Annotated in this window: 19 protein-coding genes; 13 read left to right on the plus strand and 6 right to left on the minus strand. The window is 73.0% G+C overall.

The window, feature by feature from the left end; translation table 11 throughout:
• Positions 1 to 545: 545 nt before the first annotated feature.
• A complete protein-coding gene (locus ACZ51D_RS28275) occupies positions 546 to 1313 on the plus strand; it encodes a MerR family transcriptional regulator (RefSeq protein WP_465663817.1) in 768 nt (255 codons plus the stop codon).
• Between the two features lie 69 nt (positions 1314 to 1382).
• Here ACZ51D_RS28275 and ACZ51D_RS28280 read toward each other — a convergent pair whose 3' ends face one another.
• The 4 genes from ACZ51D_RS28280 to ACZ51D_RS28295 form a co-directional block, all read right to left on the minus strand.
• Entirely contained in the window at positions 1383 to 3584 is a 2202-nt protein-coding gene (locus ACZ51D_RS28280; protein ID WP_465663818.1) for a 3-hydroxyacyl-CoA dehydrogenase NAD-binding domain-containing protein, read from the minus strand.
• Between the two features lie 39 nt (positions 3585 to 3623).
• Positions 3624 to 4838 (minus strand): acetyl-CoA C-acetyltransferase, encoded by a 1215-nt coding sequence (locus ACZ51D_RS28285; protein ID WP_465663819.1) that lies wholly within the window; start codon positions 4836 to 4838, stop codon positions 3624 to 3626.
• A 127-nt stretch (positions 4839 to 4965) separates the two neighbouring features.
• Entirely contained in the window at positions 4966 to 6108 is a 1143-nt protein-coding gene (locus ACZ51D_RS28290) for an acyl-CoA dehydrogenase family protein (protein ID WP_465618674.1), read from the minus strand.
• A 2-nt stretch (positions 6109 to 6110) separates the two neighbouring features.
• Positions 6111 to 7313 (minus strand): CaiB/BaiF CoA transferase family protein, encoded by a 1203-nt coding sequence (locus ACZ51D_RS28295; RefSeq protein ID WP_465663883.1) that lies wholly within the window; start codon positions 7311 to 7313, stop codon positions 6111 to 6113.
• Between the two features lie 296 nt (positions 7314 to 7609).
• Here ACZ51D_RS28295 and ACZ51D_RS28300 point away from each other — a divergent pair, with 296 nt between their 5' ends.
• From ACZ51D_RS28300 to ACZ51D_RS28320, 5 genes are all read left to right on the plus strand, one after another.
• Positions 7610 to 8167 (plus strand): GNAT family N-acetyltransferase, encoded by a 558-nt coding sequence (locus tag ACZ51D_RS28300; RefSeq protein WP_465663820.1) that lies wholly within the window; start codon positions 7610 to 7612, stop codon positions 8165 to 8167.
• Between the two features lie 160 nt (positions 8168 to 8327).
• Positions 8328 to 9308, plus strand: a complete 981-nt coding sequence (locus tag ACZ51D_RS28305) for a hypothetical protein (protein WP_465618670.1) — start codon at positions 8328 to 8330, stop codon at positions 9306 to 9308.
• The gene (locus tag ACZ51D_RS28310) at positions 9305 to 10576 is read left to right on the plus strand and encodes a sensor histidine kinase (RefSeq protein ID WP_465618668.1); all 1272 of its coding nucleotides are present in this window, start codon (positions 9305 to 9307) and stop codon (positions 10574 to 10576) included. The genes ACZ51D_RS28305 and ACZ51D_RS28310 overlap by 4 nt, the downstream gene beginning before the upstream one ends.
• Positions 10573 to 11346 (plus strand): response regulator transcription factor, encoded by a 774-nt coding sequence (locus ACZ51D_RS28315; protein WP_465663821.1) that lies wholly within the window; start codon positions 10573 to 10575, stop codon positions 11344 to 11346. Before ACZ51D_RS28310 ends, ACZ51D_RS28315 begins: the two co-directional genes overlap by 4 nt.
• Before the next feature lie 157 nt (positions 11347 to 11503).
• Positions 11504 to 12151, plus strand: a complete 648-nt coding sequence (locus tag ACZ51D_RS28320) for a Pr6Pr family membrane protein (protein ID WP_465618664.1) — start codon at positions 11504 to 11506, stop codon at positions 12149 to 12151.
• Between the two features lie 138 nt (positions 12152 to 12289).
• Here the strand turns inward: ACZ51D_RS28320 and ACZ51D_RS28325 are convergent, their stop codons facing one another.
• The gene (locus tag ACZ51D_RS28325) at positions 12290 to 13897 is read right to left on the minus strand and encodes an ABC-F family ATP-binding cassette domain-containing protein (RefSeq protein WP_465618662.1); all 1608 of its coding nucleotides are present in this window, start codon (positions 13895 to 13897) and stop codon (positions 12290 to 12292) included.
• 484 nt (positions 13898 to 14381) lie between these two features.
• On the opposite strand from ACZ51D_RS28325, the gene ACZ51D_RS28330 reads away from it, so the two are divergent.
• From ACZ51D_RS28330 to ACZ51D_RS28345, 4 genes are all read left to right on the plus strand, one after another.
• Complete coding sequence (locus ACZ51D_RS28330; protein ID WP_465663822.1) at positions 14382 to 15605, plus strand: trypsin-like serine peptidase; 1224 nt, start codon at positions 14382 to 14384, stop codon at positions 15603 to 15605.
• A gap of 126 nt (positions 15606 to 15731) precedes the next feature.
• A complete protein-coding gene (locus tag ACZ51D_RS28335) occupies positions 15732 to 17369 on the plus strand; it encodes an ABC-F family ATP-binding cassette domain-containing protein (protein WP_465663823.1) in 1638 nt (545 codons plus the stop codon).
• 194 nt (positions 17370 to 17563) lie between these two features.
• Positions 17564 to 18184, plus strand: a complete 621-nt coding sequence (locus ACZ51D_RS28340) for a nitroreductase family protein (protein ID WP_465618792.1) — start codon at positions 17564 to 17566, stop codon at positions 18182 to 18184.
• 133 nt (positions 18185 to 18317) lie between these two features.
• A complete protein-coding gene (locus tag ACZ51D_RS28345) occupies positions 18318 to 18977 on the plus strand; it encodes a GNAT family N-acetyltransferase (protein ID WP_465663824.1) in 660 nt (219 codons plus the stop codon).
• Between the two features lie 27 nt (positions 18978 to 19004).
• Here ACZ51D_RS28345 and ACZ51D_RS28350 read toward each other — a convergent pair whose 3' ends face one another.
• On the minus strand, positions 19005 to 19958 hold the full coding sequence (locus ACZ51D_RS28350) for an aldo/keto reductase (protein ID WP_465663825.1): 954 nt from the start codon (positions 19956 to 19958) through the stop codon (positions 19005 to 19007).
• Positions 19959 to 20387: 429 nt separating this feature from the next.
• Between ACZ51D_RS28350 and ACZ51D_RS28355 the strand changes: the two genes are divergently transcribed.
• The 3 genes from ACZ51D_RS28355 to ACZ51D_RS28365 all read left to right on the plus strand — a co-directional run bounded on the left by ACZ51D_RS28355 (position 20388) and on the right by ACZ51D_RS28365 (position 24337).
• Complete coding sequence (locus ACZ51D_RS28355) at positions 20388 to 20984, plus strand: choice-of-anchor C family protein (protein WP_465618652.1); 597 nt, start codon at positions 20388 to 20390, stop codon at positions 20982 to 20984.
• Positions 20985 to 21213: 229 nt separating this feature from the next.
• The gene (locus tag ACZ51D_RS28360; protein ID WP_465663826.1) at positions 21214 to 22740 is read left to right on the plus strand and encodes a carbohydrate binding domain-containing protein; all 1527 of its coding nucleotides are present in this window, start codon (positions 21214 to 21216) and stop codon (positions 22738 to 22740) included.
• A 193-nt stretch (positions 22741 to 22933) separates the two neighbouring features.
• Positions 22934 to 24337: an SDR family NAD(P)-dependent oxidoreductase gene (locus ACZ51D_RS28365; protein ID WP_465663827.1), complete on the plus strand. Its 1404-nt coding sequence runs from the start codon at positions 22934 to 22936 to the stop codon at positions 24335 to 24337.
• Positions 24338 to 24396 lie beyond the last annotated feature (59 nt).

The raw sequence follows: 24396 nt of genomic DNA on the forward strand, positions 1-24396 counted from the left end.
CCGGCGAGAACCGGGGAGACCCAGAGAGACCCTGGGAGACCCGGTTCGGCCCCAACGAGTGGGCGGGCTACACCCGGGCGCACCCCGAGCCCACCCGTCGGCACCCGACTCCCCTTGACCCACCCCGGCGGCGCCCCCGGGTGGGTCAGGCGACGCCCTGACGCGACGGGCCGGGGCGTCGACGTACCCGGCCCCGCGGTGGAGGATCCTCCTCCCCGCCCTTCGCGCCTGCTCAACCTGCCGATGTTCGGCCCGGCGAGCAGCCCTGACCGCTGCCACGACACCGGCCCGGGGACGCGCATTCCGCGGACATCCCGCCGGCGGCCGGCCGGCATCCGGCCGCCCTCGGCACCCGGTCCGCACCCAGCCGCCCCGGCATCCGTCGGCATCCCGGCTCTCGGCGCGCCAGCGGCAGCGGCAGCCAGCGGCCACCGGCGGGCCACCACGACGGGCGGCCGGTGGCGGTCCGCCGGTGGACCGCCACCGGCCGCACTGTCACACTGCTGCTGTCACAGCAGGAGTGTGCCAGCGCGGGAGGGAAGCACATGGGGGAGCACGGCGCCGTGACGGGCGGGGTTCGGCTGACGGTGGACGAGCTGGCGGCGCGGGCTGGGGTGACCGTGCGGACCGTGCGGTTCTACGGGACGAAGGGTTTGCTGCCGCCGCCGGAGTTGGGGCCGCGGCGGGTGGGGCTGTACGGGGCGGCGCACCTGGACCGGCTGGGGCTGATCGAGGAGTTGCAGCGGCAGGGGCTGACGCTGGCGGCGATCGAGCGGTACCTGGCGCGGTTGCCGGAGGACAGTACGCCGCTGGATCTGGCGATCCACCGGGCGCTGGTGGCGTCCTGGACACCTGAGGCCGCCGAGGAGCTGGGGCGGGCGCAGCTGGAGCGGCGGGCCGGTCGGGGGCTGTCGGAGGCGCAGGTGGAGCGACTGGCGGCGATGGGGGCGTTGGAGCGGACCGACGACCCGGAGATGTTCCGGGTGGATCCGGGCCTGTTGCCGCTGGGTGTGCGGATCCTGGACGTGCCGATCCCGCTGGAGACGCTGCTGGCCGCCCGGGCGGTGGTGCTGGAGCACAGCCGGGCGACGGCACGGGAGTTGCAGCGGCTGTTCCGGGAGACGGTGTGGAAGCCGTACCGGGAGAGCGAGCCGGCACCGGAGGAGCTGGCCCGGATGAAGGCGTTGACGGACCACATCCAGCCGATGGTGGCGCAGGCGCTGGTGACGGCGTTCCAGCGCTCCCTGCGGGAGGAACTGGGCCAGGAACTCGACCAGGAACTGGACCAGGAGCCGAGCGAGGAGCCGAGCTAGGAGAACGCCAGGAGCCGGGTGAGGCCGTGCTGGACACGGCCTCACCCGGAACCCGGGCAGCACCCCGGGTCAGTCCGTGAACGTCCGCCCCTCCGCGGCGATCCGCTCCAGCAGCGCCGGCGGCGCGAACCGCTCGCCGTAGGCGGCGGCGAGTTCCCGGGCGCGGGCCGCGAACCCGGCCGGTCCGCCTTCGTAGCCGTTGATGTACTGGAACACGCCGCCGGTCCAGGCCGGGAAGCCGATGCCGAGGATCGAGCCCACGTTGGCATCGGCGACCGAGGTCAGCACGCCTTCCTCGAGGCAGCGCACCGAGTCCAGCGCCTCGCTGAACAGCATCCGCTCCTTGAGGTCCTCGAAGGGCACCTCGGCGCCGCCCGAGCCGTCCGAGCCGGAGCCGGAGCCGGAGCCGGAGAAGTGCTCCAGCAGCCCGGGCCAGAGCCGCCCGCGCTTGCCGTCCTCGCCGTACTCGTAGAAGCCCGCGCCGCCGCTGCGTCCCGGGCGGGCGAACTCGTCGACCATCCGGTCCACGACCGCGTCGGCCGGGTGCGGCGTCCAGGTGCCGCCGGCGGCCTCGACCGAGCGCCGGTACTCGTCGCGGATCTTGCGCGGCAGGGTGAGGGTGAGCTCGTCCATCAGGGAGAGCACCTTGGCGGGGTAGCCGGCCTGGGCGGCGGCCTGCTCGATGGAGGCGGGGTGGATGCCCTCGCCGACCATGGCGACGCCCTCGTTGAGGAACTGGCCGATCACCCGCGAGGTGAAGAAACCGCGCGAGTCGTTGACCACGATCGGGGTCTTGTCGATCTGCCGGACCAGGTCGAAGGCGCGGGCGAGGGCCTCGTCGCCGGTCTGCGGGCCGCGGACGATCTCCACCAGCCGCATCTTGTCGACCGGCGAGAAGAAGTGCAGGCCGATGAAGTCGCCGGTGCGCCGGACGCCTTCGGCGAGCAGGCCGATCGGCAGGGTGGAGGTGTTGGAGCAGAGCAGCGCGTCGGGGGTGACGACGTCCTCGATCTCCTGGAACACCTTGTGCTTGAGTTCGGTGTTCTCGAAGACCGCCTCGATCACCGTGTCGCAGCCGGCCAGGTCGGCGGCGTCGCCGGTGGGGGTGATCCGGGCGAGCAGTTCGTCGCGCTTGGCCTCGGTGGAGCGGCCGCGCGCGATGGCCTTGTTCAACAGCCCTTCGGAGTAGGCCTTTCCGCGCTCGGCGGCCTCGACGGTCGTGTCCTTGAGGACGACGTCGAGGCCGGCCTTGGCGCAGGCGTAGGCGATGCCCGCGCCCATCATCCCGGCGCCGAGCACGGCGACCTTGCGGACCGGCCGCCGCTCGATGCCCTTGGGGCGCCCGGCACCGGAGTTGACCGCCTGCATGTCGAAGAACAGCGCCTGGATCATGTTCTTGCTGGTCTGGCCGCAGGCCAGTTCGGTGAAGTAGCGGGCCTCGATCACCATCGCGGTGTCGACGTCGACCTGGGCGCTCTCCACCGCGGCGGCCAGGACGTTGCGCGGGGCCGGGTAGGGCGCGCCGTTCAGCTGCTTGCGCAGGTTGGCCGGGAAGGCGGGCAGGTTGGCGGCGAAGGCCGGGGTGGCGGGGGTGCCGCCGGGGACCTTGTACCCCTTGACGTCCCAGGGCTGGACGGCGGTCGGGTTGGCCTCGATCCAGGCGCGCGCCCGGGTGGTCAACTCCTCGGGGGTGTCGACGAGTTCGTGCACCAGTCCGTGTTCCAGCGCCTGCGCCGGGCGGTACTGGCGGCCCTGCAGCAGGAACTTCAGCAGGGCGTCGGTGATGCCGAACAGCCGCACCGTACGGACCACTCCTCCGCCGCCCGGCAGCAGGCCGAGGGTGACCTCGGGCAGGCCGATCCGGCTCGCCGGGGTGTTCAGCGCGATGCGGTGGTGGCAGGCGAGGGTGATCTCCAGGCCGCCGCCGAGCGCGCTGCCGTTGACGGCGGCGACGACCGGCTTGCCGAGGGTCTCCAGCGTGCGCAGCGCGCGCTTGATCCGCATGGACTTCTCGAAGACGGCCTCGGCGTCCTCGGGGCGGGCGGCGGAGAGCATCCGCAGGTCTCCGCCGGCGAAGAAGGTCTTCTTGCCGGAGGTGATCACCACGCCGCGCAGGGCGTCCCCGAGTGCGGCCAGCCGCCCGACGACGGTCTCGAAGTCGGCGGTGAAGGCCTCGTTCATGGTGTTGACGGACTGGGTGGGGTCGTCGAGGACGAGGGTGACCACGCCGTCCTGGTCCTGCTCCCAGCGGATGGTGGTGGTGTCGCTCATGAAGTTCTCCAGGTCTGCCAGGTCTACCGGGGGCCGGACTCAGATGCGCTCGACGATGGTGGCGATGCCCATGCCACCGCCCACGCACAGGGTGATCAGGCCGTAGCGCAGGTCGCGCCGCTCGAGTTCGTCGATGACGGTGCCGAGCAGCATCGCGCCGGTGGCGCCGAGCGGGTGGCCGAGGGCGATCGCGCCGCCGTTGACGTTCACCTGGTCGTGGCGGAAGCCGAGTTCGCGGATGAAGCGGAGCGCGACGGCGGCGAAGGCCTCGTTGATCTCGACCAGGTCGATGTCGGCGGCGGTGAGCCCGGCCTTGGCGAGCGCCTTGTGGGTGGCCGGGGCGGGGCCGGTGAGCATGATGGTGGGCTCGGAACCGGAGACGGCGGCGGAGACGATCCGGGCGCGCGGGCGCAGCCCGTACCGCTCGCCGACCTCGCGGTTGCCGATGGCGACGAGGGCGGCGCCGTCCACGATGCCGGAGGAGTTGCCCGCGTGGTGGACGTGGTCGATGGCCTCCACCCAGTGGTACTTCTGCAGGGCGACGGCGTCGAAGCCGCCGGCCTCGCCGATGGCGGCGAAGGAGGGCTTGAGGCCGGCCAGGGTCTCCACGGTGGTGCCGGGGCGGATGAACTCGTCGCGCTCCAGCACGACGAGGCCGCTGCGGTCGCGCACCGGGACCACCGAGCGGTCGAACAGGCCGTCCGCCTGGGCCTTGGCGGCGCGGGCCTGGGACTCGGCGGCGAAGGCGTCCACGTCGGTGCGGGAGAGGCCTTCGATGGTGGCGATCAGGTCGGCGCCGATGCCCTGCGGGACGAAGTTGGTCTCGTAGGCGGTCATCGGGTCGGCGAACCAGGCGCCGCCGTCGGAGGCCATCTTGACCCGGGACATCGACTCCACGCCGCCGGCCAGGATCAGGTCCTCCCAGCCCGAACGGACCTTGGCGGCGGCCAGGTTGACGGCTTCCAGACCGGAGGCGCAGAAGCGGTTCTCCTGGACGCCGGCGACGGTGTCGGGCAGACCGGCCGCGACGGCGGCGATCCGGGCGATGTCGGAGCCCTGGTCGCCGACCGGGCTGACCACGCCGAGCACGATGTCGTCGATCGCGGCCGGGTCCAAGCCGGGGAAGCGGCTGCGCAGTTCGTGGATCAGGCCGACGACCAGGTCGATCGGCTTGGTGCCGTGCAGCGAGCCGTTGGCCTTGCCCCGGCCGCGCGGGGTGCGGATCGCGTCGTAGACGTACGCTTCGGTGGTCACGATGGGAATGCCTTTCGGGGGCTTCGGACTTCGGACTTCGGGGTTCGGGCTCGAGCTTCGGACTTCGGGCTTCGAGGCGGGCGGGGCGGGGCGGGGCCTCGGCGGGGCAGGGGCTCGGCGGAGGGGGTCAGCCGAGGATGGAGCGGCCCACGATCTCCTTCATGATCTCGGTGGTGCCGCCGTAGATGGTCTGGATGCGGCCGTCGGTGAACGCCCGGGCGACCGGGAACTCGCTCATGTACCCGTATCCTCCGTGCAGTTGGAGGCAGCGGTCGGCGGTGCGCTTCTGCAGTTCGGTGGCCCACCACTTGGCCATCGAAGCGTCGGCCGGGGTGAGCGCGTAGCGGTTGTGCTCGGTGATGCAGCGGTCGACGAAAGCCCGGGTGACGGCGCACTCGGTGGCCAGCTCGGCGATCTCGAAGCGGACGTGCTGCAGCTTGGCGAGCGGTCGGCCGAAGGCCTCGCGCTGCTTGACGTAGTCGGTGGTGATCTCGACCAGGTACTCGGCGCCGGCGATCGCCGAGGCGGCGATGGTGAGCCGCTCCTGGGCGAGGTTCTGCATCAGGTGGACGAAGCCGCCGTTGAGCTCGCCGATCAGGTTCTCCTTCGGCACCCGGACGTCCTCGAAGAACAACTCGGCGGTGTCCTGGGCCTTCTGGCCGATCTTGTCGAGGTTGCGGCCGCGCTCGAAGCCGGGCATCCCGCGTTCGACGGCCAGCAGGCTCAGGCCGTGCGCGCCGCCCTCGGGGGTGGTGCGGGCGACCACGATGACGAGGTCGGCGAGGATGCCGTTGGAGATGAAGGTCTTGGCGCCGTTGAGCAGGAAGTGGTCGCCCTGGTCGACCGCCTGGGTGCGGATGCCCTGCAGGTCGGAGCCGGTGCCGGGCTCGGTCATCGCGATCGCGGTGATCAGCTCGCCGGAGCAGAACCCGGGCAGCCAGCGACGCTTCTGCTCCTCGGTGGCGAGGGAGGTGAGGTAGGGGCCGATGATGTCGTTGTGCAGGCCGATCGCCAGCCCGGAGGCGCCGGCCCGGGCGAACTCCTCGGCCAGCACGGCGGCGTAGCGGAAGTCCGGCGTGCCGCCACCGCCGTACTCCTCGGGGACGGCGAGGCCGAGCAGGCCCTGGCGGCCGGCCGCGACCCAGGCGGAGCGGTCGACGATGCCGGCCTTCTCCCAGCGGTCGTAGTGCGGCAGCACCTCCTTGGCGAGGAAGGCCCGTACGGCGGCCCGGAAGTCGTCGTGCTGCTCGGTGAAGATCTCGCGCTGCAACGCTACTCTCCTTGCTCTGCTGCGGAGTTGCCCGCCTCGAAGGTGTCTGCCTCGGGGTTGTCTGCCTCGGGGGTGCCCACTGCGGGGTTGTCTGCCTCCGAGCCGTCCGCCCCGGAGGTGAGGGATGGCACGGCCCAGTCCCGGGCCACCTCGGCAGTGTCCGCGCCGGGGCGGGCCGGCGGGCGGCGCAGCGCGCCGGGGGTGGCGGAGAAGCGCGGGGCGGGGGCGGGCTGGGTGACGCCGTCCACCTCGACGTACGTCCCGCGCGCCGACAGGTGTCCGTCGCCCGCCGCCTGATGCATCGTCAGCACTGGTTCCACGCAGGCGTCGGAGCCCGCGAAGACGGCCTCCCAATCGGCCCTGGTCCGGGTGGCGAAGCGGGCGGCGATCCGGGCGCGCAGTTCGGGCCAGCGGTCGAGGTCGTACTGACCGGGCGCGTCCGGGCCGAGTTCCAGCAGCCGGGCGAATTCGGCGTAGAAGCGCGGTTCCAGCGCGCCGACGGCCAGGTGTCCGCCGTCGGCCGCTCGGTAGACGGCGTAGAACGGCGCGCCGCCGTCCAGCAGGTTGACGCCACGGCGGTCCTGCCAGTGGCCGGCCGCGAGCAGGCCCCACAGCATGCTGCCGAGGTGTGCCGCGCCGTCGACGATCGCGGCGTCCACCACCTGGCCCGTGCCGGTGGCCCGGGCGTGGTGCAGCCCGGCGAGCAGGCCGACGACCAGGTAGAGCGAGCCGCCCGCGTAGTCGCCCAGCAGGTTGGCCGGGATCCCGGGTGCCTCGTCGGCGCCCCCGGGGGCCGCCACCAGCCCCAGCACCCCGGCCACCGCTGCGTATCCGAGGTCGTGTCCGGCGGTCGCGGCCCGGGGGCCCTGCTGCCCCCAGCCGGTCATCCGCCCGTACACCAGCGCCGGATTGCGCGCCAGGCACGCCTGCGGCCCGACCCCGAGCCGCTCGGCGACACCCGGCCGGTAGCCCTCGATCAGCAGATCGGCCCGCTCCACCAGGTCCAGCACCAGCCCGGGCCCTTCGGGCGACTTCAGGTCGACCAGCACCGAGCGCTTGTTGCGGTTGCTGAGGTCGTACGCCGGGTCGGTTCCGAGCGGCGACGGCTCGGGGCGGTCGACCCGCACCACGTCCGCCCCGAGGTCTCCCAGCAGCATCGCCGCGAACGGCCCCGGCCCGATTCCGGCGAGTTCCACCACTCGCACACCCGCCAACGGGCCCCGGGCGCCCTCGCCCACCGGACTGCTCGTGTCACGCACTGGCCGCAGAACCCTTCGGGGTTTGACAGTAAAGCTGTAACACTCGGGATGATAGGCAAGCGACCCGCCGGTAACAAGACCTCCACCGCCACCCGCGCCGCCCCGCACCGCACGCGTGCAGCCCAGCGTGCGGCCGGCGAAAGGGATCCGGGGAAAAAGTGTCGGACGCCTGTCGCCGTAATGGCCTAGGGTGCGAGTCAGCCATTACGGCAGACAGACAAACAGACAACGGGGAAAGCGTCATGACCACTGCCCAGCACCCTGCCCAGCCTCATGCCCAGCACCCTGCCCGCACGGTCGTCGCCGTCTCCGAACGGCTGGTGCTCACGCAGCCGCAGCAGGGGGACGCGGGGGCCATGTTCGCCGTCCACGGGGATCCGGAGACCAACCGGTACAACCCGCACGGGCCGCAGCGGGACATCGCGGCGGCCCAGGAGGCCTTGGACGGTTTCGTGGCCGACTGGGTGCGGGACGGCGTGGGGTACTGCGCGGTGTCGACGCGGGAGGAGCCGGAGGTGATCATCGGGTTCGCCGGGCTGTACCTGCACACGCTGGACGGGGAGCGGGTGTTCAACCTCTACTACCGGTTCCGGCCGTCCGCCTGGGGCCAGGGGTACGCGGCCGAGGCGGCGCGCGCGGCGATGGCGGAGGGGCGGCCGCGGTTCCCCGGCATCCCGGTGGTCGCGCTGATCCGGGCCGACAACCTGCCATCCCGCCGGCTCGCCGAGCGGCTCGGACTGGTGGCGGACCCGGACGGCCGGGTCGACGACGAGGACCGGCTGATCCACCGGATGGCCTGATGCTCTGACGCTCTGACGGCTGACCGCCTGACCGCCTGACCGCCTGACGGTCTGACGGTCTGACGGTCTGACGGTCTGAGCCGAAGATCCCCCACCGGGGGGAGACGGATCCCGCCCCGGGCGGAGGACCGCGGCCTGGGCGGGACGCGACCGTGGAGGCATGAGGATCAACGAAGGCGTCGTACGGGCCGGAGCGGCATGGACGGCGGTGGCGGCGACAGGGCCCTACCTGACGCTCAAGCTGCTCTGGCTGACCGGCCATCCGGTGGGGGCGGACGATCCCGGCTCGATGCACAAGCTCTGGCTGCTGAACCTGCTCACCTTCGGGATGGACGCGATCGCCGTCGCCCTGGCGCTGGCCTTCGTGCGGCCGTGGGGGCGGCGGGCGCCGGCCGGGCTGGTGGCGTTCCCCATGTGGGTGGCGACCGGGCTGCTCGGCACCATCCTGGTGGCGCTGCCGCTGTTCCTGCTGAGCGCCCTGGTGCTGGGTCCGGAGCACAGCGCCGACCCGAACGACAAGGGCCTCGGCGACTGGGTCTTCCTCGTCGTGTACGGCGGGTTCACGGTGCAGGGACTCGCGCTGATCACCGCCTTCGCCCTGTACGCCCGGCAGCGCTGGGCCGGGCTGCTCAAGGAACGGATCGGCGACCTGCCGGACTCCCCCACACTGACCGTGCAGCGCGCCCTCGCCTGTGTCGCCGCGCTGCTCGCCGCCGGCGTCGCGGCGGCCCGGGCGTACTGGGCGGCGGGCGGCACCGCCGGCATGCCGATCGCGATGACGGAGGACGGGAACCGGGGCGCGGCGGTGATGGACGGGGTGTTCGCCGTGATGGCGGTGGCCGCGGCGACGGCGCTGCTGGTCCTGGTCTTCCGGATCCGGCCGCGGCGGCGGCTGCTCGGCCCGCTGCTGGCGGTCTGGACCGCGGCCGGCTCGCTGTTCAGCTGGGGCAGCTGGCAGATGGTGGCCTTCGGAGCGACCACGACCCGGGTGAGCGACCTGCGGATGGCCGTGCCCGGGCTGATGCCCCTGGTGCAGACCGCCCAGGTGATGACCGGGGTGCTGGTACTGGTCGTCGGGGCGATGGCGCTGACCGAACGGGGAGCCCGGGCCGGCGCCCCTGACGTAAAGTCACCCGGGTGATCACGGGGGCGGGCACGCGGCTGCGGCGTGCGGTGGAGGCGGTGTTCGGGCGGCGGGCCCGGCTGCGCTGGGCACACCTGGTGCTGGGCGCCGCGCTGCTGATGCCGTACTGGCTGCTCTCGGTGGTGATGCTCGGGGCGCTCAACACCGACCAGGCGCCCGGCCGGCAGGTGCTGCTGCAGGTCCTCTCGCTGTTCACCTCGCTGCCGATGGCCGCCGTCACCGCGCTGGTGCCCACGGTCCGGGGGCTGGAGGGCGCGGCCGCGCGGGCGCTGTGCACGGCCCCCCGACCGGAGGAGCTGGCCACCGGGCCGGCCCGCTCGTGGCCCGCCCGGTGGCGCACCGCGCTCTGGTTCGTGCTCCACCTGTTCTTCGGCGGGGTGGTCGCCGGGATGACACTGGCCGGGACGCCGTTCGCGGTGGTACTGATCTTCTCGTTCGGCGGAGCCCAGGACCTCATCCGCTTCTGGGAGGACCGGTTCCCCGGCTGGATGTTCACCGGCCCCACCCTCGGCATCGCCGTCCTGCTGCTGATCGTCCTCACCAACGCCGCCTGCGGCGCACTGCTAGCCCGCTGGGCACCCGCCCTGCTCGGCCCCACCCCGGAGGAGCGGCTGGCCGCCGCCGAGCGCCGGGCCACCATGCTCGCCCAGCGCAACCGGCTGGCCCGCGAACTGCACGACTCGGTCGGGCACGCGCTCAGCGCCGTCGGCATCCAGGCCTCGGCGGCCGCCCGGGTGCTGCGCACCAACCCCGACTTCGCCGCCGAGGCGCTGCAGGCGATCGAGGAGACCGCGCGGGCGGCCGTCGCCGAACTCGACACCGTGCTCGGCCTGCTGCGCGAGGAGGACCCGGAGGCCGCCGGACCGGCCGGACCCACCCTCGCCGGGCTGGACGACCTGCTGCGCCAACTCGCCCGCACCGGGGTGGCGGTGGACGCCGACTTGGCCCCCGGCCTGACCGGCCTGCCTGCCCCGGTCTCCCGCGAGGCGTACCGGATCGTGCAGGAGGGCCTGACCAACGTGCTGCGGCACGCCGGGCCGGCCCCGGCCGGGCTGCGGGTCGGCCTGGCCGACGGCCGGCTGGAGATCGAACTGACCAACCCGCTGGGCCCCGCCCGCCCGAGCCGCCCCGGTGGCGGGCGCGGGCTGCGCGGGATCGGGGAGCGCGCGACGGCCCTGCGCGGCGGCAGCACCGCCGGGCCGAGCGCGGACGGAACGACGTGGCGGCTGGCCGTCTGGCTGCCGGTGGGAGGGACCGCACGATGAGAGACGGGGACACGGTGAACGGCGGACACGGCAGGAACAGCGGCGAGCGCGAAAGCGGGGACGGGCGCGAGGACCGCCGCGCGGACGACGGCAAGGACGGCCGCGAGGACGGCATCCGGGTGGTGATCGCCGACGACGAACGGCTGGTCCGGATGGGCCTGCGGGTGGTGATCGACGCCGAGCCCGACCTCACCGTGGTCGGCGAGGCCGCCGACGGCGCCGAGGTCGTCCCGCTGGTGCGCGAACTGCGGCCGGACGTCGTACTGATGGACGTCCGGATGCCCGGCATCAACGGGATCCGGGCCACCGAGCAGCTGGTCGGCGGCATGGCCGAGCCGCCGAGGATCCTGGTGGTCACCACCTTCGAGCACGACGACCACGTGTACGACGCGCTGCGCGCGGGCGCCGCCGGGTTCCTGCTGAAGCGGGCCCGGGCGGAGGAGATGGTGCAGGCGGTACGGCTGGTCGCGCGCGGGGACTCGCTGCTCTTCCCGGCGGCCGTCCGCGAACTCGCGGTGCGCCACGGCACGGACCGCCACAGGGAGGCCGCAGTCGAGCGGGGGCCGATCGGGCGACTGACCGAACGGGAGGGGCAGGTGCTGCGGCTGATGGCCACCGGGCTCAACAACGGCGAGATCGCCGCTCGGCTGGTGGTGAGCCAGGAGACGGTGAAGACCCACGTCGGCAGTGTGCTCGCCAAGCTCGGCGCGCGGGATCGCACCCAGGCGGTCATCGCGGCGTACGAGTCCGGGTTCGTACTGCCGGCCTGAGTCGTACTTCCGGCCGCAGCGTCCGGCCTGAGGTGCCGGCCTGAGCTCCGCAGGGGTCGCACACAGGTTCCACCTCGCCCGTACCAGCGAGTAGAGTGCGATTTTCCCCTCAGCCGTCCGATACCTCCCGTATCGCCTGAAACGAACTGGTGGCCGCATGACAGTCCGGACCCGACCCGCGCTGTGGTGGCGCATGGGAATCGTGCTCTCGGCGGGCCTCGGCCTGACCCTCGGGACGGCACCGCTGGTGTACTTCACCGTGCAGAGCAACGTGATCGTGCTCGGCTACTTCATCGGAGCGGTGTACTGGATGATCCAGCGCGGCACCGTGGACGCGCCCGCGCCCCGGCTGCGCGGCGCCGCCACCCTGTACATCCTGATCACCGGGCTCGTCTCGCACGTCCTGCTGCAGCACGGCGCCAGCCCCCTGCCCGGGCTGGTCAGCGGGCCGGACAAGCTGGCGCACTGGTCCTCGTTCTTCCTGCACTACGTGACACCGGTGATGGTGATCGTCGACTGGCTGGTGCTGAAGCCGCGCAACGCGGCGGCCTGGAAGGACATCCCACTCTGGCTGGCCTTCCCGCTCGGCTACGCGGCGATCGTGCTCGCCCGCAACGCCCTGTTCGCCGACTACCCACTGCCGTACCCGTACTTCTTCTTCGACCCGACCACCAAGGGCTACGGCTACGTCTGGGGCCAGATCGCCCAGTTGACCGTCGAGTTCGTCGTGCTCGCCGCCCTCGTCGTCGGGCTGGACCGGCTCGGGACACTGGTCGCGGGCAAGCTCAAGCCCGCCCGAGCGTAGGCACGTCCGGCGGCCGGGCTCAGGGACTCGTCCCTGAGCCCGGCCGCCGGGTTCTCGCCCCAGCCGCCAGGTGCTCGCCCCAGCCGCCCCGGCTTCTCTGCTGCCCCGGCGGAGCGGTGTTCGCTACATCGGTGTCCGCTACATCGGATCCACCGCCCGCAGGTCGCCGTCCAGCTCCAGCCACCTCGTCACGCCCAGGCCGCGCAGGAACGGCAGGTCGTGGCTGGCCACGATCAGCGCGCCCCGGTAGGCGGCCAGCGCCTGGGTGAGCTGGTGGACGCTGGCGAGGTCCAGGTTGTTGGTCGGCTCGTCGAGCAGCAGCAGCTGCGGCGGCGGGTCGGCCAGCAGCAGGGCAGCCAGCGTGGCGCGGAACCGCTCGCCGCCGGAGAGGGTGGCAGCCGGCTGGTCGGCCCGGGCGCCGCGGAACAGGAAGCGGGCGAGCCGGGCGCGGATCGCGTTGTCCCCGGCGGCCGGGGCGAACAGTTTGACGTTCTGGACGACGCTGAGCTCGTCGTCCAGCAGGTCGAGCCGCTGCGGGAGGTGCCGCAGCGGCACCGGGGTGGTGATCTCTCCTTCCAGTGGGGCGAGTTCGCCCGCGATGGCGCGCAGCAGGGTGGACTTGCCGGCCCCGTTGCGGCCGACCAGGGCGATCCGTTCGGGGCCGCGCAGGTCGAGGTCGGCGGTGCCGCCGTGCGGCAGCCGGACCTTCTGCAGGGTGAGGACGGTGCGCCCGGCCGGGACCTCGGTGCGCGGCAGGTCGATCCGGATCTCGGCGTCGTCGCGTACCGCTTCCTCGGCCGCGCTGAGCCGTGCCTTGGCGTCCTCCAGCCGCTCGGTGTGCATGCCCTGGAGCCGCCCGGCGGTCTCCTGGCCCTTGCGTTTGAGCATCCCGGCGAAGATGTGCGGGTCGTTGCGGGTGACCGAGCGCTTCCTGCCGTACGCGGCGCTGCGGTCCAGCCGGCTCCGGGCCTCGACCAAGTCCCGCTTCTGGCGCTGGACATCGGCCTCGGCGTTGCGCAGCAGCCGCTCGGCGGTCTCCTGCTGGGCGGTGAGGGTGCGCTCGTAGTCGGCGAAGTTGCCGCCGTACCAGGTGACGTCGCCGTCCCGCAGGTCGGCGATCTGGTCGACGTGCTGCAGCAGTTCGCGGTCGTGGCTGACGATCAGCATCACGCCGTGCCAGCCGGCCACCGTCTCGTAGAGCCGCTCGCGGGCGGCCCGGTCGAGGTTGTTGGTGGGTTCGTCCAGCAGCAGGACGTCGGGGCGGGCCATCAGCAGGGCGGCCAGCCGCAGCAGCACCGCCTCGCCGCCGGAGAGTTCGCCGGTGGTGCGGTCGAGGCCGAGGCGGCGCAGGCCGAGCCGGTCGAGCGTGGCGCGGGCGCGCTCCTCGACGTCCCAGTCGTCGCCGACGGCGTCGAAGTGGCGCTGGTCGGTGTCGCCGGACTCGATGGCGTGCAGGGCCTCGCGGGCGGCCCGGATGCCGAGTGCCTCGTCCACTCGCAGGGTGGTGTCGAGTGTCAGGCCCTGTGGCAGGTAGCCGAGTTCGCCGTCGACCCGGACGGTGCCGCCGGTCGGGGTGAGGTCGCCGGCGATCAGCCGCAGCAGGGTGGACTTGCCCGCGCCGTTGAGCCCGATCAGGCCGGTGCGGCCGGGGCCCACGGCGAGGTGGAAGCCGTCCAGGACGGGCTTGCCGTCGGGCCACTCGAACGCGAGGTCGGTGCAGAGGACGGCGGTGGTGGGTTGTGCCATGAAGGCCTCCCGGGATGGTTGCCGATGGGGTGGTGAGCAACACGGGGAGACGCCGCTGGTGCGGAACCGGTCCGGCCGGAGGGGGACGAAGGGGTGGCGTCACACGGAGGATCGCCACGGGGCCGTGACTGAGGTCGCACACGCGCGCACCACGCGGCAGCAGGGCCTGCGTGGCGGGGCGGTGTCCCGGGACCTCAGTAGAGCAACGGCCTTCTCCTTGTCTGGCTGATGACCCGAACCACGCTAGGCACACCGGGGAACGTGTGCAACCGATTTTCCGGCCGCGACGGGATCCCGACGAGGCCCCGACGGAGGCTCCGTGCCGATCCCGTGCCAATCCGGTGACAGCCTCGTCCCGGTCAGGGGTGGGTGTAAGGAGTTCCTTATCCACATGGCAGACTCCTCACCGCCATACCTGCGGCGAAGTGCAGCCGTACCCGCGGAACGGGCCGTATGGCGGTAGTCAACAGGGGGATTTGAACTCATGTCACCGATATCCCGGCCGAGCCGTGCCGTCCTGGGCGCCTCCGTCGCCGCACTGACCATGGTGGTCGCCACCGCGTGCGGACCGGACAACAGCGACCCGGCCGGCGCCCAGACCACGGCCCCCTCCGTCGCGGCCAGCGCCTCCGGCAAGCCGGGCGCGGCGCCGATCAAGCTTCCGACGCTCGAAGAGCTGAAGACCTGGAAGCCCGAGGACTGGGACAAGTGGGCCCAGGCGAACGTCATCACCCCGGCGGTCAAGGGCTACTGGACCCTGCAGAAGCTGCTGGAGGCCAAGCCGAAGCCGCTGCCCCAGGCCCCGGCCCAGGACCCGACGCAGGCGCCCGCCCAGCCGACCGCGCAGCCCACCAGCGCCGCCCCGGCCCCGGCCCAGCCCACCGCCGCCCAGCCGCCGGTCGGCCCGGACCAGATGCCCGCCATGGTCCCGGCGAAGCCCGTGGCGCACCCGTTCCCGAAGAACATGCACGTCAACGGCAAGCTCTTCTTCAAGGACGGCAACGACGACTACGTGTGCTCCGGCACCGTCGTCTCCGACCCGGCCAACCCGGGCAAGAGCAACCTGGTGTGGACCGCGAGCCACTGCCTGCACGGCGGCAAGGGCAACAAGTACTACACCGACATCACCTTCGCCCCGGCCTTCAACAGCAACGGCGTGCTGAGCAACGGCAACAAGCAGAAGTCCAAGCTGGACGACGCCGAGCCGTACGGCGAGTGGGGCGCGACCGCCGGCATGGTCTCCCCGCAGTGGACCGCCGAGGCCGACCCGGAGCACGGCGGCCCGTGGAGCCAGTACGACTTCGGCATCATCAAGGTCGCCAACCCCGACCCGAACGGCAAGTCGCTGGAGGAGACCGTCGGCGGCTCGGTGCCGCTGTGGTTCAACGCCCCGCGCGACCAGCTGGCCGCCGTCTCCAACTACGGCTTCCCGGAGGGCAAGCCCTTCGACGGCGTCGAGCTGGAGCACTGCGACGGCGGCAAGCCGTCCAAGAAGACCGGCGACCCGAGCCGCCCGGCGATGCTGCTGATCGGCTGCAACATGACCGGCGGCAGCAGCGGCGGCGGCTGGTACGCGACCAAGGACGGCAAGCCAGCCCTGGTCAGCGACACCTCCATCGGCAACGGCGCGAACACCTACGAGGCCGGTCCGTACCTGGAGGACGTGGCCCAGCACATGTTCGACTACTTCTCGAAGAAGGCCAAGTGATCCACGGGGGATGATCCCCCACCGGTCCCGGGGGCCGCGGCTGCCACAGCCGCGGCCCCCGGGCCTTTCCGTTGCCGGCCGGCTTTTTCCGGTGCCGGCCCTGTTCCTCCTACAATCGGGCCCATCATGAGCGCGACACTCGTAGTCAAGGACCTCAGCGCCGGCCACGGCGAACGCACCCTCTTCTCCGGCCTGGACCTGGTCATCGCCCCCGGCGACGTGATCGGCCTGGTCGGTGTGAACGGCGCCGGAAAGTCGACCCTGCTCCGGCTGCTGGCGGGCCTGGACACCCCCGAGGGCGGCTCGCTGCGGCTGAGCCCGGCCGGTGCCAACATCGGCCACCTCCCGCAGGAGCCGGAGCGGCGCGAGGGCGAGTCGGTGCGCGCGTTCCTGGCCCGCCGCACCGGCGTGGCGGCCGCCCAGGCCGCGCTGGACGAGGCCACCGAGGGCCTGGTCGAGGGCCGGGCGGGCGCCGACGACGCGTACGCGGCGAGCCTGGACCGCTGGCTGGACCTCGGCGGCGCCGACCTGGAGGAGCGGGCCGAGGAGGTCGCCGACTCCCTCGGGCTGAAGGTCTCGCTCGACCTGCCGATGACCGCGCTCTCCGGCGGCCAGGCCGCCCGGGCCGGCCTCGCCTCGCTGCTGCTCTCCCGCTACGACGTCTTCCTGCTCGACGAGCCCACCAACGACCTCGACCTGGACGGCCTGGAGCGGCTGGAGGCCTTCGTCAAGGGCCTGCGCACCGGCACCGTGCTGATCAGCCACGACCGCGAGTTCCTGGCCCGCACCGTGACCAAGGTCCTGGAGCTGGACCTGCACCAGCAGCAGGTCAACCTGTACGGCGGCGGCTACGAGGCGTACCTGGAGGAGCGGTCGGTGGCCCGCCGGCACGCCCGCGAGGATTACGAGGACTACGCCGACACCAAGGCCGGGCTGGAGGCCCGCGCCCGGATGCAGCGCGGCTGGATGGAGCACGGCGTGCGCAACGCCCGCCGCAAGTCCTCCGACAACGACAAGATCGGTCGCGCGATGCGCTCCGAGTCCACCGAGAAGCAGGCCTCCAAGGCCCGCCAGACCCAGCGGATGATCGAGCGCCTGGAGGTGGTCGAGGAGCCCCGCAAGGAGTGGGAGCTGCGGATGGAGATCGCCGCCGCGCCGCGCTCCGGCTCGGTGGTCGCCACCCTGAACGGGGCCACGGTCCGGCGCGGCGACTTCGCCTTCGGCCCGGTGGACCTGCAGATCGACTGGGCCGACCGGGTCGCCATCACCGGCGCCAACGGCGCGGGCAAGTCCACGCTGCTGGCCGCCCTGCTCGGCCGCCTCGAACTCGACGGCGGCAGCGGCTCGCTGGGCTCCGGCGTGGTGGTCGGCGAGGTGGACCAGGCGCGCGGCCTGTTCCTCGGCGGGGAGCCGCTGGCGGAGGCCTTCGCTGCCGCCGTACCGGAGCTCTCGCCGGAGGACGTGCGCACCCTGCTGGCCAAGTTCGGCCTGAAGGCGGTGCACGTGATGCGCCCGGCCGGCACCCTCTCCCCCGGCGAGCGCACCCGGGCCGCGCTGGCGCTGCTGCAGGCCCGCGGGGTCAACCTGCTGGTCCTGGACGAGCCCACCAACCACCTGGATCTGGCCGCGATCGAGCAGCTGGAGTCCGCACTCGGCTCGTACACCGGCACCCTGCTGCTGGTCACCCACGACCGGCGGATGCTGGACACCGTCGCGGTGAACCGGCGGATCGAGGTCCGGGACGGGCGGGTGCACGAGCTGTAGCGGCCACTATTGGTCTCTACCTCTTCCCGGAGGGACCGCCATGTGCTGTGCTGTCGCCCATGGTTGACAGGACAGACGTTGACGCAGACGTCGACAGCACGGACATCGACAGTGCGGTGAGCCCCGTGGCGGAGAGCACCGTGGCGGAGAGCACCGTGGCGGGGACGTCCCACCCGACCGTCCCCCTCGCCCCCATGACGGTCCCGGCCCACGAGGCCGAGGCCCGCAGCAGGTCCTTCCACGAGGTGATGGCCCAGCGCCGGACCGTCCGCGACTACGCGACCCGCCCGATCCCGGACGGGGTGGTCGAGTGGGCGGTCCGGACCGCGAGCACCGCGCCCAGCGGCGCACACGTCCAGCCCTGGCGGTTCGTGGTGATCACCGACCCGGAGCGCAAGCGGCGGCTGCGCGAGGCCGCGGAGGCCGAGGAGCGCGAGTTCTACGGCCACCGGGCGTCGGAGGAGTGGCTGGCCGCGCTGGCGCCGATCGGCACCGACTGGCGCAAGCCGTTCCTGGAGGACGCGCCGGCCGTGATCGTCGTGTTCGAGGTGCACAAGGGGCCCGGATCGCCGCGCCCGTACTACACCAAGGAGTCGGTGGGGATCGCGGTCGGGCTGCTGCTGGCCTCGCTGCACCAGGCCGGACTGGCCACGCTGACCCACACACCGAGCCCGATGAGGTTCCTCAACGAGGTGTGCGACCGCCCGGCCGAGGAGCGGGCGGCGTACGTGATTCCGGTCGGTTACCCGGCCGAGGGAGCACGTGTGCCGGACCTGCGGCGCAAGGAGCTCGACGAGGTGCTGGTCCGGCTCTGACGCGCCCCGGTCGGCGGCCGTACGCCGGGGCCGCGACCGCGCGCCGGGGGCCTCCGCCGTGCGCGCCCGCCATCAGGGGGCTTCCGACCGGGCCGAATGGTGACAGGTCCGGGCCAAGGACATAATCGCCGTCATGAGCCAAGCACAGCCACGGTCCTGTGACTCCGTCCCGGTCGAAGAGGCGCGCACGGCCGACCGGGCGCGGGCGGCGGCCGAGGTGACCACCGGGCGGCCGCCCGAGCTGCTGCGGCTGCCCGGCGGTCTCTGGCTGCGCCGCCGCGGCAGCACCCACGCGGTGGCGCTGAACCGGGCCGTCCGGGCCAACCTGGAGCACCTGCGGCCCTGGATGGAGTGGGCGGCCGAGGCCCCGACCCGGGCCCAGACCGCCGAGCTCACCCGGGCCGGCTCCGCCGCCTGGGAGGCCGGCACCGACTTCATGTACCTGGTCGGCCTGGACGCCGAACCCGGCGCCGTGATCGGCGCCGTCGGCCTGCACGGGCGGATCGGCCCGGGCGCACTGGAGATCGGGTACTGGGTCGGCGCCGGGCACGTCGGCCGGGGCATCGCCACCACCGCGGCCGGGGCGCTGACCGAGGCCGCGCTGGCCCTGCCCGGGATCACCCGGGTCGAGATCCACTGCGACCGGGCGAACGCCGCCAGCGCGGCCGTCCCGCGCAAGCTCGGCTACCGGCTGGACCGGGTCGCCGCGGCCGCCGTCCGGGCTCCGGGCGAGACCGGACGGCAGCTGGTGTGGGTCAAGGAACGGACCGGGTCCGTGCGGGACGGCCGGTAGCGCCCGCCGGCCGGTAGCGCCCGCCGGTCAGTAGCGCCCGCCGGTCGGCGCCGGCAGCGCGTCCAGCTCGGCGAGGTCGGCCGCCGAGAGCACGACCTCGGCCGCGCCCACGTTGTCCACCAGGTAGCGCGGCGTCCGGGTGCCCGGGATCGGGAAGACGTACCGGCCCTGCGCCAGCACCCAGGCCAGCGCCACCTGCGCGGGCGTGGCACCGATCCGCTCGGCGACCTCCCGGACCTTCCCGACCAGCGCCAGGTTCGCCTTCAGCGCGTCCTGCTGGAAGCGCGGCAGCCGGCGGCGGAAGTCGTCGGCGGGCAGCTCGTCGAAGGAGGCGATGCTGCCGGTCAGGAAGCCCCGGCCGAGCGGGGAGAACGGCAGGACGGCGATGCCCTGCTCCTCGGTGTACGGCAGGACCTCGGCCAGCGCGTCCCGGGTCCACAGGGACAGCTCGTTCTGCACGGAGGCCACCGGGTGCACCGACTGCGCCCGCTTGATCTCCTCGACGGTCACCTCGGAGAGGCCGATGCTCCGGGCCTTGCCCGCCGCGACGACCTCGGCGAACGCGCCCCAGGTCTCCTCGATCGGGACCTGCGGGTCGACCCGGTGCAGCTGGTAGAGGTCGACGTGGTCGGTGCCCAGGCGGCGCAGGCTCTCGTCGATCGAGCGGCGCACGTGCTCGGGCCGGCCGTCGCGCTCCTGCTGGCCGTTGCCGCCCGGGACGATGCCCACCTTGGTGGCCAGGAAGGCGCGCTCCCGGTACGGGCCGGCCAGGGCGGCGCCGACGACCTCCTCATTGGTGTACGGGCCGTACATGTCGGCGGTGTCGATCAGGCCGACGCCGAGGTCCAGCGCCTGCCGGATCACCCGGACGGAGTTCTCGTCGTCCCGGTTCTGCACGTCGTAAGCCCAGGTCATGCCCATGCAGCCGAGGCCGATGACGCCGATCTCGGGGCCCTTGGTACCGAACGAGGCCTTGCGCATGACGGTGCTCCCATGTGTTGTCTTCGCGGTGGTTCGTGTCGTGGTTCGTGTGGCGGTTCGCGCAGTGATTCGCGTGGTGGTGCGTGATCAACGCCTTCAGCTTTCACCTTGGAGTGCACTCAAGGTCAAGTCCGTTCGTACGGCCATCGGCTCACCGCGGGGGGTGCGGGCGGGGCGCACGATTCCGGTTTCACCACCAGGCAGGAAGACCCGGCCGTCAGCCCCCCGTCGTTCGTCCCCGGACCTTTCACCGGGTCATCACAGGTACCCCTCCGCCAAACCGGCGCGCGAGAGCCCGCGCGCGAGCACCCCGCACCACCGGGCGCCGCCCGTCCGGCCTTGGCAGGGCCCACCGGGACGGTCGACGCTCTGTGCACGGCCGATCATCGGCTCATCGCCTCACACCTCACATCCCATCGGGGAGGACCCATGCAGCTCTCGCGCACCCGCGTCACCGTCGTCGCCCTGCTCGCGGCCGCCGCCACCGCGCTCGCCGTCCCGGCGCAGGCCGCCGGCGGGCACCGCGCGCTCAGTCACTTCGACGACGGCAGCTTCGAGACGCCCAAGGCCCCGGCGAACGCCTTCACCGAGTTCAGCGCCGGCCAGGTCATCGGCCCGTGGCAGGTCGTCAGCGGCAGCGTCGACCTGAGCGGCGCGGGCTTCTGGCAGGCCGCCGAGGGCGACCAGTCGCTGGACCTCAACGGCGGCAGCAGCGGCACCGTCGCCCAGACCTTCACCACCGTCCCGGGCGCCACCTACTCGGTGACGTACGCGCTGGCCTCCAACCCCGCGGGCGGCCTGGCGCTGAAGACCGGCCGGGCCCTGATCGACGGTCAGGACTTCCAGGACTTCTCCTTCGACTCCACCGGCAAGACCAGGGCCGCGATGGGCTACGTGGGGCGGCAGTTCAGCTTCGTCGCCCAGAACTCGTCCACCACGCTGTCCTTCGCCAGCACCGTGGCGGGGGCGTACGGACCGGTGATCGACAACGTGCAGGTCAAGGAGTGCAAGCCCTGCTGCGGCTGACCGACCGACCCGCGGGGGCCGCCACCGTCCCGGGCCCCGCCTTAACCCTTCCTAAAACCTGCCCTCGGCGAGGCGTCCGGTGCCGGGAAGTGCTTGACGTGCACAGCTGGTCTAGTCCAGTTTGATGCTCAGCACCGCGCTCCCCCGCACCGGACCACCCCAGGCCGCCCGCCCCGCGCCTCCCCCCCCTCGCGGCGCGGGCGGCCCCCACGTCCCGAGAGGCACCCCCATGCCCAGCGCGCCCCAGCACGCCCCCGCGCACCGCCGCCCCACCGGCCGGACCACCCTGCTGAGCCTCACCGCCGCCACCGCACTGGCGGCCGGCGGCCTGGCCGTCCTCGCCGGGAACGCCGGGGCCGCCGACGGCAACCTGCTCGCCAACGGCGGCCTGGAGAGCGCCGAGCCCAGCCCCTGGAGCTGTTCCGCCGGCACCGGGAGCGTCGTCAACTCCGGTGCGCACAGCGGGACGTACGCACTGAAGGGGGCGGTGAGCGCGAGCGACACCGCGCAGTGCGGCCAGACCGTCAGCGTCCGGCCCGGCACCACGTACAGCCTCAGGGCCTGGGTGCGGGGCCAGTACGTCTACCTCGGCGCCACCGGCAGCGGCGTCACCGACCCGGCCACCTGGACCCCGGGCGGCGCCGACTGGCAGCAGCTGTCCACCAGTTTCACCACCGGCCCGGCCACCACCAGCATCACCGTGTACCTGCACGGCTGGTACGGGCAGGGCGGCTACCTGGCCGACGACATCACGCTGACCGGCCCCGGCGGGGGCCCCAGCACCCCGCCGCCGAGTTCGAGCACGCCCACCGCCACCCCGACCGGCACGCCCACCGCGACGCCCACCGGCGGCCCGAGCACCCCGCCGCCGAACGTCCCGCTCCCGGTCGCCCCCTACATCGACATGGGCGCCTGGCCCACCCCGTCCATGCCCGACCTGGCCAAGGCCGGCCACCTCAAGGGCTACACGATGGGCTTCGTCACCGGCGTCGGCTGCAAGGCCAGCTGGTTCAACGCCTACGACCCGCGCACCGGTTGGGCCAAGGACCAGGTCGACGCCCTGCGCGCGGCGGGCGGCGACGTCAAGGTCTCCTTCGGCGGCGCCGGCGGCACCGAACTCGCCGCCGCCTGCACCTCGGTGGACTCGCTGTTCGCCGAGTACGACGCTGTGGTGAAGGCCTACGACCTGCGCTACGTCGACTTCGACATCGAGGGCGCGGCGATCGCCGACACCGCCGCCAACGACCGCCGCTCCGCCGCGCTCGCCAGGCTGCAGCAGGCCCACCCCGGCCTCAAGGTCTCCTTCACCCTGCCGGTCCTGCCCGAGGGCCTGACCGCCGAAGGCGTCGCGATCGCCAAGTCGGCCCGCGACGCCGGAGTGAACACCGACCTGGTCAACATCATGGCGATGGACTACTACCGGAGCGGAACGGACTACGGCAACGCCGCCGTCCAGGCCGCCCAGTCGCTGTTCGGCCAGCTCAAGGCGCTCTACCCGGCGAAGACCGACGCCCAGCTGTGGGCCATGGTCGGCGTCACCCCGATGATCGGCGAGAACGACGACCACCAGATCTACAACCAGGCCGCCGCCCAGCAGTTGGTGACCTTCGCCAAGCAGAACCACCTCGGCCTGCTCGCCTTCTGGGACGCCACCCGGGACGCCAACGCCTGCACCGGCGGCTCGCTCTCCAAGTGCACCAACATCCCGCAGCAGCCGTACGAGTTCGCGAAGCTCTTCGCCCAGTACCCGGGCTGACCAGCGGGCTGCCGACTGCTGATCACCGTTCCGGGGTGCCGGCTCCGGAACGCCGGCCGGGTCAGGGCCACCGGCACTGCGGGTCGGTTCGCCCACGCCCGACTGCGGCCGAGCACCCGGGGGAAATTGACATCTCATCGTCCCGGACCGTCGGCTACTGTCCCTCCCACCTGTACGGCACGAGGGAGCGGACATGACGGTCCGGGACGACCACAACCAGCTGATCACCATCCATCCGACGAGCGACGCCGCCTGCGCCGGCGGCCTCACCACCGAGGAACTCGCCGCGTTCAGCCGCACCCTCGGCCGCCTCCGCGCACTCCCCTCCCACGACCGCACCCGGCTGCACGCCGAGCGGCAGCTCAGCTCCTTCGTGATGGAGAGCCGCAAGCGCCGCCGCCAGGAGTCGCGGCAGGCCCTCCGGGACGCCGACGCCGCACTGCTCGCCGCCACCGCGACCGGCGGCCGGCACCGCCGCGAGGACGCGCCGCTCGCACCCGGCGGCGGGCCCGTCGGCGAGCTGCGGATACCGCGCAAGTGCTACGTCTGCAAACAGGCCTACCGCCAGGTCGACGGCTTCTACCACATGCTCTGCCCGGACTGCTCGGCCGACAACACCGCCCGCCGAGCCCTCGCCACCGACCTGCACGGGCGCCGCGCGCTGCTCACCGGCGGGCGGGTGAAGATCGGCTTCCAGCTCGCCCTGATGATGCTGCGCGACGGCGTCGAGCTCATCGTCACCAGCCGCTTCCCCCAGGACACCGTCCGCCGCTTCCGCGCCGCCGAGGGCAGCGAGCGCTGGTGGGAGCGCCTCACCGTGGTCGGCATCGACCTCCGCGACCCGCGCCAAGTCCTGGGCCTGACCGAGCAGTTGCGCGCCGACGGACGCCCACTCGACATCCTCGTCAACAACGCCGCCCAGACGCTGCGCCGCCCGCCCGAGTCGTACGCACTGCTGGCCGCCGGCGAGCAGGACGCCCTGCCCGCCGCCGACCGCCGGGCCATCGGCCACGCCCCCGGGTTCCGGCCGCTCGCCGGGACGCCCCGACTCCCCTCGGGCATGGGATCCCTGCTCGACCTGACGGACGAGGCCGGGCTGCTGCCCGACCTCGCCGCCGCCAACTCCTGGTCCGCCACGCTCGGTTCGCTCGACCCGGCGGAGATCCTGGAGACCCAGCTGGTCAACGCCCTGGCCCCGGCGCTGCTCTGCGACCGGCTGCTGCCCCTGCTGCTCGCCTCCCCGCAGCCCGCCCGCTACATCGTCAACGTCACGGCCGTGGAGGGCCGGTTCGCCGTCCGCAACAAGACCGCCCGGCACCCGCACACCAACATGGCCAAGGCCGCGCTCAACATGCTCACCCGCACCAGCGCCGCCGAACTCGCCACCCGGGGCGTGCACATGTGCGCCGTCGACACCGGCTGGATCACCGACGAGAACCCGGCGCCCAAGAAGGCCCGGATCGCCGCCCACGGCTTCCGCACCCCGCTGGACATCGTGGACGGCGCGGCCCGGGTGTACGACCCGATCGTCCGGGGCGAGGCCGGGCACCCGGTGTCGGGCGTGTTCCTCAAGGACTACCGGGTGGCGGAGTGGTGAGGTGACGGCCCACCTGTCGTAGCAGCCACCCCAGGGAGCTGTGAGACCTGTGGGACCCG

The sequence above is a fragment of the Kitasatospora sp. NPDC033851 genome, from assembly GCF_055576085.1.

Coding starts and splice junctions, on each gene's coding strand:
- ACZ51D_RS28275 (WP_465663817.1), top strand. CDS start 546: ATGGGGGAGCACGGCGCCGTGACGGGCGGGGTTCGGCTGACGGTGGAC.
- ACZ51D_RS28320 (WP_465618664.1), top strand. CDS start 11,504: ATGACAGTCCGGACCCGACCCGCGCTGTGGTGGCGCATGGGAATCGTG.
- ACZ51D_RS28360 (WP_465663826.1), top strand. CDS start 21,214: ATGCCCAGCGCGCCCCAGCACGCCCCCGCGCACCGCCGCCCCACCGGC.
- ACZ51D_RS28315 (WP_465663821.1), top strand. CDS start 10,573: ATGAGAGACGGGGACACGGTGAACGGCGGACACGGCAGGAACAGCGGC.
- ACZ51D_RS28350 (WP_465663825.1), bottom strand. CDS start 19,958: ATGCGCAAGGCCTCGTTCGGTACCAAGGGCCCCGAGATCGGCGTCATC.
- ACZ51D_RS28355 (WP_465618652.1), top strand. CDS start 20,388: ATGCAGCTCTCGCGCACCCGCGTCACCGTCGTCGCCCTGCTCGCGGCC.
- ACZ51D_RS28280 (WP_465663818.1), bottom strand. CDS start 3,584: ATGAGCGACACCACCACCATCCGCTGGGAGCAGGACCAGGACGGCGTG.
- ACZ51D_RS28305 (WP_465618670.1), top strand. CDS start 8,328: ATGAGGATCAACGAAGGCGTCGTACGGGCCGGAGCGGCATGGACGGCG.
- ACZ51D_RS28300 (WP_465663820.1), top strand. CDS start 7,610: ATGACCACTGCCCAGCACCCTGCCCAGCCTCATGCCCAGCACCCTGCC.
- ACZ51D_RS28335 (WP_465663823.1), top strand. CDS start 15,732: ATGAGCGCGACACTCGTAGTCAAGGACCTCAGCGCCGGCCACGGCGAA.
- ACZ51D_RS28345 (WP_465663824.1), top strand. CDS start 18,318: ATGAGCCAAGCACAGCCACGGTCCTGTGACTCCGTCCCGGTCGAAGAG.
- ACZ51D_RS28365 (WP_465663827.1), top strand. CDS start 22,934: ATGACGGTCCGGGACGACCACAACCAGCTGATCACCATCCATCCGACG.
- ACZ51D_RS28330 (WP_465663822.1), top strand. CDS start 14,382: ATGTCACCGATATCCCGGCCGAGCCGTGCCGTCCTGGGCGCCTCCGTC.
- ACZ51D_RS28340 (WP_465618792.1), top strand. CDS start 17,564: ATGACGGTCCCGGCCCACGAGGCCGAGGCCCGCAGCAGGTCCTTCCAC.
- ACZ51D_RS28325 (WP_465618662.1), bottom strand. CDS start 13,897: ATGGCACAACCCACCACCGCCGTCCTCTGCACCGACCTCGCGTTCGAG.